This is a genomic window from Candidatus Magnetobacterium casense, assembly GCF_019173545.1.
Classification (GTDB): Bacteria; Nitrospirota; Thermodesulfovibrionia; order Thermodesulfovibrionales; family Magnetobacteriaceae; genus Magnetobacterium; species Magnetobacterium cryptolimnobacter.
In genome coordinates this window covers 1-7,534 of record NZ_JABXWD010000166.1, presented here as the reverse complement: position 1 = coordinate 7,534, position 7,534 = coordinate 1, and the positions used below count along the sequence as shown (strand labels likewise).

6 protein-coding genes are annotated in these 7,534 nt (G+C 46.0%); 5 read left to right on the top strand and 1 reads right to left on the bottom strand.

The window, feature by feature from the left end; translation table 11 throughout:
* The 3 genes from HWQ67_RS09960 to HWQ67_RS09950 form a co-directional block, all read left to right on the top strand.
* The coding region (locus tag HWQ67_RS09960) for a HepT-like ribonuclease domain-containing protein (protein WP_218252540.1) at positions 1-240 on the top strand (240 nt) is incomplete at its 5' end.
* Between the two features lie 614 nt (positions 241-854).
* Positions 855-1,433, top strand: a complete 579-nt coding sequence (locus HWQ67_RS09955; RefSeq protein WP_218252539.1) for a hypothetical protein — start codon at positions 855-857, stop codon at positions 1,431-1,433.
* Between the two features lie 161 nt (positions 1,434-1,594).
* On the top strand, positions 1,595-2,752 hold the full coding sequence (locus HWQ67_RS09950; RefSeq protein WP_218252538.1) for an ABC transporter ATP-binding protein: 1,158 nt from the start codon (positions 1,595-1,597) through the stop codon (positions 2,750-2,752).
* A 262-nt stretch (positions 2,753-3,014) separates the two neighbouring features.
* Here the strand turns inward: HWQ67_RS09950 and HWQ67_RS09945 are convergent, their stop codons facing one another.
* A complete protein-coding gene (locus tag HWQ67_RS09945; protein ID WP_218252537.1) occupies positions 3,015-4,790 on the bottom strand; it encodes a tetratricopeptide repeat protein in 1,776 nt (591 codons plus the stop codon).
* A 243-nt stretch (positions 4,791-5,033) separates the two neighbouring features.
* Here HWQ67_RS09945 and HWQ67_RS09940 point away from each other — a divergent pair, with 243 nt between their 5' ends.
* On the top strand, positions 5,034-5,309 hold the full coding sequence (locus HWQ67_RS09940) for a hypothetical protein (protein ID WP_218252536.1): 276 nt from the start codon (positions 5,034-5,036) through the stop codon (positions 5,307-5,309).
* Positions 5,310-5,437: 128 nt separating this feature from the next.
* Positions 5,438-7,534 (top strand): TonB-dependent receptor (locus HWQ67_RS09935; RefSeq protein WP_218252535.1); only part of this gene is annotated, 2,097 nt, incomplete at its 3' end.

The following is a 7,534-nucleotide window of genomic DNA, read 5'->3' as shown; positions in this document are numbered from 1 at the left end:
GAAATTATCTCTGAGACAAGCCGCCATCTCACCGACGACATGAAAGGCCGTCACCCGAAGATTCCCTGGCAGCAGGTAGCGGGCATCGGCAATATCCTCCGCCACGACTATGGAAACATCTCGGCACCCATCATTTGGAAACTGGTGAGAGACGATCTGCCACACTTGAGGAGAGTTTGTCGTGAAGAACTGACGGCTGAAATAGCACGGGAAAAGGGAGGACTGTCACTCAAGAGATAAAGGGCAGTTTCCTTAGATGTAAGTGAGAAAGATAAATTTTAAAAATTATCCATTAAAGTTTTTGGAAAACCCTTCCGATAAATGAGATCAAGATGATGGTAAGGGCAATGGGTCAGAAAGGAGGTGGGCTTAGAAAATTGGCTCCAAGCCTAAACGCAGGATGCTAAACAAGCATATGCAGGATGTATCAAATGTTAACTGAGGTTTGTTGTTTAGGACGCAGAAAACAGGCAGGAGATAGCGTATGATGATTGGTAGTTGTTGTGGCAATGTAGCAGAGTTATATGTTGTTTCTTCGTCGGTTTGTTGTGTGGAAGGCGGGCTTCGGTTCAGAGAGGGTGGTAGCTATGTATGGTGTAACTGTGCATAGCGGTAATTGTACATCAGGGGTAGCGAAGCATGGTGTTGACAAAATGGAATCAGTTGGTTTACAATAGTCTATAGAATGTGAGCGAAGATAGATATATGTACGATTAAGAAAAAGGAAAGGAGGTGTTTTCTGCTACAGAGAGTTAATAGTACCTGCTTGGCGGGTATAAGTAGTTACATGTTAGGGAAATATTATTAAGGAGAACTTTAGGAGGATTATAATGAAGAGAAGTATAGTGTACTTGATGCTACTATTAGTAGCGTTGTTTGGTGTTTCAATGTGGAGTGGTAATGTGTCAACGGTAACAGCGGCTGATACGGTAACATATACGCTGCCGTACTTGCATACTGCCTCAGCTAATGTGGTCTATTGCGTTATATCGAACAATACCTCAGACAACGCAACTGTAGGCGTTTACCTTACAGCATATGGTAACAAGCTGTCGGCAATATCCGGAGACAAGATCAACACATCGACCACCGCTAACAAAACAATCCAGGCATTCCAGACAAGTATGATGACCTTTGGTGGTACTACTAATAGCGGTACTGATATCTACCTCACCATCTCAGATGGCACAAACACCTCAAATAACGTTATAGGTAGCGTAAGTGGAGTATCCGGTAGCTACGGTGCTTACCTTGTTCTTCTCAAGACCACAACAGTTGTCGCCGATAACAATGTTGCCTCTTTAAGCTGCGAGAACGCCCCGATGGCTTGCTTCCAGGGAACATCAACTCCAAAACGTAACTTGGTCGGTTATCAGTGTAAACACAGCAACACCGGAGCATGGGCTGGCGCTTCCAACATATACACATATTAAACAGGTTTAGATATAGACTGTTTAGTCTTAAAATGGAGGAGGAGGCTCGACGCTTCCCCTCCATTTTTTTTTAATACTATGCCAATTTCTATGGAAGCGGTCAATAGAAACAGAAGGAATAAAATCCATGCCCGGACAACGGCAGTGCCTGCATTGAACAAATGAACCCCCTCAGCGTATGCGAACTAACCAAGACCTACAAGATATATAGCAAGCCAATACATCGCCTGAAGGAGATAGTATTTCGGAGGGCTTGTCACCAGGACTTTGTTGCGCTTGACAGTGTCACCTTCGACGTTGAACAGGGACAGACGGTCGGTATCATAGGTGAAAACGGCTCAGGCAAGAGTACGCTTTTAAAAATCCTTGCACGCACCCTGACACCAACCTCTGGCACGGTTGACGTCAAGGGAATGGTCTCTGCGCTGCTTGAGCTGGGTTCAGGGTTTCACCCGGAACTAACCGGCCTTGAAAACATATATTTTTATGCCTCCCTGCTTGGAGTTGCCAGAGCAACGATAAAAAAGAAGGTCGATGATATCATAGCCTTCTCCGAAATCGGTGACTTCATCAACTATCCACTGAAGACGTACTCCACGGGTATGTTTGTGAGATTAGCCTTCTCCGTGGCAACCCTCATAGACCCCGATATTCTGATCATCGACGAGGCCCTGTCGGTGGGCGATCAGTACTTTCAAAAAAAATGCCTCGATAAAATGATCGACTTCAAGGACAGAGGAAAGACTATCCTGTTCTGCTCGCACGACATGTACCAGATCAAGATATTTTGTACCAAGACCATATGGCTGCACCACGGCAAGATGATGATGTTCGGGCAAACCCAAGACGTGGTAAACGCATACGTGGACTTTGAAATGACACGGATCGGTTCCACCAAGCCCGATACCCCGGACTCTATATATACAAAGAAAGAGAGCAATTTCCTCTTTATCCGTGACCTGCATTTTAATCAGTCAAATGAGCGTGCCCTGACTATAGAGTTTGCCGTGGAGTCAAAACTCCCGTACCATGGACACGTTGGCTGGGCAATCCTCAGAAAAGACCGCCTGCAAATATCCTTCGCCTTGTCCTCACAGCACAACCAGGGACCATTCTTGTTTGACAACCACAAACGTCACATCAAGATTACAGTCAGTGACCTCAACCTCGTAGAAGCCGGCTATATATTCTGCGTTGGTATCCTCGACAGAGAGGCTTACATCCCGCTGATCATAGAAACCCACGAGGTCTACCTCAAGACAAACATCCACGTGGTCAACTCCCTCTGCCACATAGAGAGTACCTTCGACGTTATATGAAAGAAAACGGATAATAGTTCATCTATGTGTTGAAATTATTGCGTATAATCAGCCCACTATCAATAAGCTAAGAAGGGGTCAAGGGGACTTCTTTGTGGCCGGGGCGCCTCGCCCCTCCCCTTGCAGGGGAGGTCTGAGGAGGGGGCGGAGGGGGTGAGGCACCCCTGCCACAAACCGCCCTCCTCTTTTCTTTTCTTAGGGGGGTGAACTATTACGAAAATGGCAATCCTGCACAAATATTTTTGTGGCAAACCTTGTGGGACTAGGGCTGTAGTGAGCGTAGATTTTCCATAGCCTCAGGATAATCCGGCTTAATCTTTAATGCCTTTTTATACTCCTTAATAGCTTCATACTTATCTCCGATACTTTGGTATAATGCCCCCAGGTTGTTGTGTGCCTCAGCAAAGTCGGGGGTGTATTCAATAGCCATCTCATAGTGCCATTTTGCCGAGGGCAAATCCCCAAGTTGTTCGTAACAAAATCCCAGGTTATTGTAGAGGCCGGCTGAAGGGCGTATCTGTAATTCAGCTTTGTACTCTTTCAAGGCAAGAGCAAAATTGCCTTGTCCGGCATATATATTGCCCATATTTAGGTGTACCCCTGTACAACGTGGATTTATTCCCTGTGCAGATTGAAACAACCTCATTGCCTCAACAAGGTTACCAGTACGCGCGTGAAGTTCGCCTATTATTACAAGTAGGTCCGTATTATTGGGAAACCTTTTCAGCAGGAATTGGTATTGTTTCATTGCATCGTCATATTGACCGGCATCCATGTATGCACTTGCAAGGCTAATGTGTGCAGGGATACTCCCGGGAGATTTTTTAACGTTATCTTCAAACAATGTCACTGCAGAATGCCATAAAGTGTTTCTCTTATATGTAATAACACCATGCAATATGGATATTGTAATAATAAGTACCGCTAATATAATATCTGCTCTCTTTGAACCTATGATATTAACAAGTTTAAACAATGCAGCGATTACAACAATAAAGAATCCCGCCGATGTTATATAGACCCTGTATTCGAGGATTACCCAGTTACTTAGCGGTATTATACTTGACTGAGGCGCTATAGTAATAAAAAACCACAGTATTGCAAACGATATAAAATGTATCTCCCTGCTTCTGATATCTCGATTTTTCAGTGCCCGATGACAGAGGTAGAGACCAAAGACAAAGATTGAGCATAGGACAATAAAATATATGTACGAACCATGTTCCCAAAAAGACAGAGAGGGGGTGTAGTCATAGATTAGCGTCAGATTAACCGGTAGGAAAAACATTCTGATGTAAGTTATTATTACTCTGAATTGTGTAAAAAGATATTGCCATCGGTCCAGGATTAGGGTATGTTGCCCCTCAATAGCGCTAGCTCCTGGTGTATCATCCAAATATGCAATTGAGGAGGCAGTGATTATCGGTATGATTAGGTAGAAAGGAATACAGTGCAACAGACGCTTTAAACGTGGTCCGGTAAAAAACATAAATTCGATGATCGTGATAATGACAGGTAAGGTGACGGACGTTTGTTTTGTCAGTGCTGCAACAACTGCAAATATAAATGAAAACAAATACAAGGAGATATGACTGATATTTATCCGATGGATATTAGTGTTACGACTTTCTGCAGGTGAGGAGTTGTTCTCTGCCTCTGCAATTAAGAAACGCCATTTCAGATATATAACGATTGCAATTAAATAAAACAGTGTCACAAGGGATGCGTATCTTTGAATTGTCATTGTAACGGCCTGCATTTGTAGCGGGTGATTCACAAAAAGAAGGGCTATAAAAAACGCAAATTTGTGTTTCACTTCCGTATCTGTATAATCAGGTACTTGAAATAATTGATTTTGCGCTTTAAACAGACCCGTAACCATCAAATATATCAAAACGGCATTGAGCAAATGAATTATGAGATTAAATATATGATATCCAGCGACATTAAAACCGTGTAGTTTATAGTTTAAGAAAAATGTCATATTGGCTATGCCCCTTGCTCCCAGGGCATACACGGGAGTAAAGTCGAGTACCATTGTACGTATCTGATGGTCATCAAATAGAAAAGGCACATTAAAGCTGTTCGAATATGACAAAAAACCGGTGAGCAATATCAGCATCCAATAAATGACCGGCATATTTTTTTGCATATACATATCTGAAATGTTACCACCATGTCAATTATATTGTCAATAACTATTATAGTTCCACCTGATTTAAGCAAAAAGAGGCTACTTTTTTATCAGAAATTATGCTATACTCGTCTGTATATGCGTAGATTGGCGATATTGCTAATGCTGTCCGTTGCGCTTGTAACTTTGCCGGCAAAGTTCAACGTATCTGGTTCTTATCCTGAGCGGGTGGTTGCCCTGATTACGCCGGATGTATGCAACGCATCCATGACCCTGCATACGAATGCCGGTGATATGCCTTATCTCTGTGAAAGTTGCTATATGCCTGTGTTGGTACTCACACGTGAGCCTCATAATCCAACACCGACACGGTTTAATTTTTTCATAGTTACCTCCAACAAAGAACGTCCTCCAAGACACTAACCCACTGATTAAGACGCTTGAGTATCAGAAGATTCACCTGTCATCGCTTTGATTGGTGATATCAGCGGTGTTGTTTATCAACCCGTATGACTAAAGAAAACTTATACAGTGAGGATACTTACATTATCATGAGACGTAGAGCAGAGACACTGACGATAATAGCCGCAACAATCATGTCACTACTTATGACCGGCCCAACATATGCCGAGGACGCAGACAAGGACAAGGTCACGCAACAGAGCCTTGAGGAGATTGTCGTCTCCGGTAGCCGTGAGTCTGAACCCCTAAAGGAGATGCCCAAGGGCATCGGGGTTATCAAGAAAGAGGAGATCACATCGGTAAAACCCGCACAACCTACCGAAATACTCAATCGCATACCAGGGGTCTGGGTCGCCCCCACTGCCGGAGAGGGACACATGACGGCAATCAGGCAGCCACTTAACACCAACGCAATGTATCTCTACCTCGAGGACGGCATCCCAATCAGATCGACTGGATTCTTTAACCACAACGCCCTCTATGAGATGAATCTCCCCGGGGCAGAACGCATAGAGGTGATAAAGGGGCCATCTACCGCCCTGTATGGAAGCGACGCCATTGGCGGTACCATAAACGTTCTGACACGCCCATCACCGGCAAACCCTGAGTTTGACATAAACCCCGAAGTTGGAGGATATGGCTGGTACAGGCTCTTGGCAAACGGCGGAACCACCTGGGGCGATAACGGTTTCAGGGTAGGGCTTAACGTCACCCACTCCGATGGTTGGCGACAGAGAACTGCCTATGACCGTCAGGGTGGCACGGTCAGGTGGGACAGTGTACTCAGTGGTACGGCGACACTTAAGACGGTGATATCCTTTTTTGACATTGACCAGAAGACCGGTGGTGCCAATGGCCTGCTTAAGGCCGATTATGAACAAAAACCCTACTACAACTATCACACCTTCGACTTCAGAAAGGTCAAGGCATTCAGGGCGTCTACCGAGTTTGAAAAGGACCTGGGCGGGGGCTCCACTGTCAGCTTCATCCCGTACTTCAGGCACAACGAAATGAAGCTCCTGCCGGGGTGGGGGATTTTCAAGGCCGGCAACAACTATTACGGCTATGAATCGGACACGCAGTTTTACTCCCTGGGGGTGATGTCAAAGTACAGACACGACTTCTCCGCACTGAGGACTCGTCTGATTGCCGGGGTTGACCTCGATTACAGCCCAGGGCAGTACGGAGAACGCCGTCTGCAGGCATTTAAAACCGGCGACCAGTTTACCTCCTACTCCTTTGTCTCAAGCACAACCAACAACTACGACTTCGATGCCACCTTCAAAGAGATATCCCCCTACGTCCAGACCGAAACCACACCCGTGGAAAAGATGCGCGTTACCATCGGTGTCAGGTACGACAACCTCTCATACGCTTACTCCACAAACCTGCAAGCCAACAACAACAGACCCGACAACACCGACCGCTACTTCTCCCACATAAGTCCCAAGGTCGGCGTTACCTATGAATTTGCTCCGGAACTAAACGCCTTTGCCTCCTACACCAATGGTTTCCGTGTGCCGTCGGCGACAGACCTCTTCAGGGGTTCCTCAGGCACCGCATCCACATCGGTAAAGCTCAAACCCATAAAGGTAGACAGTTACGAGGCTGGTTTCCGGGGGATTATCTCCGATGTGGTGAGCTATGAGGTATCGGCCTACATCATGCAAAAACGGGATGACCTTGTCAGCTTCTCACCTGCAACAAACGTGACCCAAAGGTTAAACGCCGGTAAGACCGAACACAAGGGCGTTGAAATCGGGATAGGCATACAGCCGATAAAGGAGCTTCGTCTGGATTCGTCCTACTCACACGCCACTCACAGGTACAAGGATTATGTTGTCTCCTCCGCCGTCAACTACAGTGGCAAGGAGATGGCCCTGGCCCCGCGCGACATCGTTGACACACGCCTTGCCTACATTCCGGCACTACTTAACGGCGGACGCATGGAGGTTGAGTGGATAAGTCTTGGACGTTACTGGCTCAACGATGCCAACACCGAACGTTACAGCGGACACGATGTCTTTAACCTCAGGCTGTCCTACAACATGACCAAACAGTGGGAGTTATACGGCAGGCTAATGAACCTGGCTAACAAGCTGTATGCCTACACGGCGACAAAGGGTGGAAGCGACGCTGCACTGTACTGCCCCGGTGCTCCACGGACGTTGTTTGTTGGCGCTACA

What these genes read in the sequence shown, in the direction of transcription:
- HWQ67_RS09945 (WP_218252537.1), bottom strand. Translation starts at nt 4,790, where the DNA reads ATGGTACTCGACTTTACTCCCGTGTATGCCCTGGGAGCAAGGGGCATA.
- HWQ67_RS09955 (WP_218252539.1), top strand. Translation starts at nt 855, where the DNA reads ATGCTACTATTAGTAGCGTTGTTTGGTGTTTCAATGTGGAGTGGTAAT.
- HWQ67_RS09950 (WP_218252538.1), top strand. Translation starts at nt 1,595, where the DNA reads ATGAACCCCCTCAGCGTATGCGAACTAACCAAGACCTACAAGATATAT.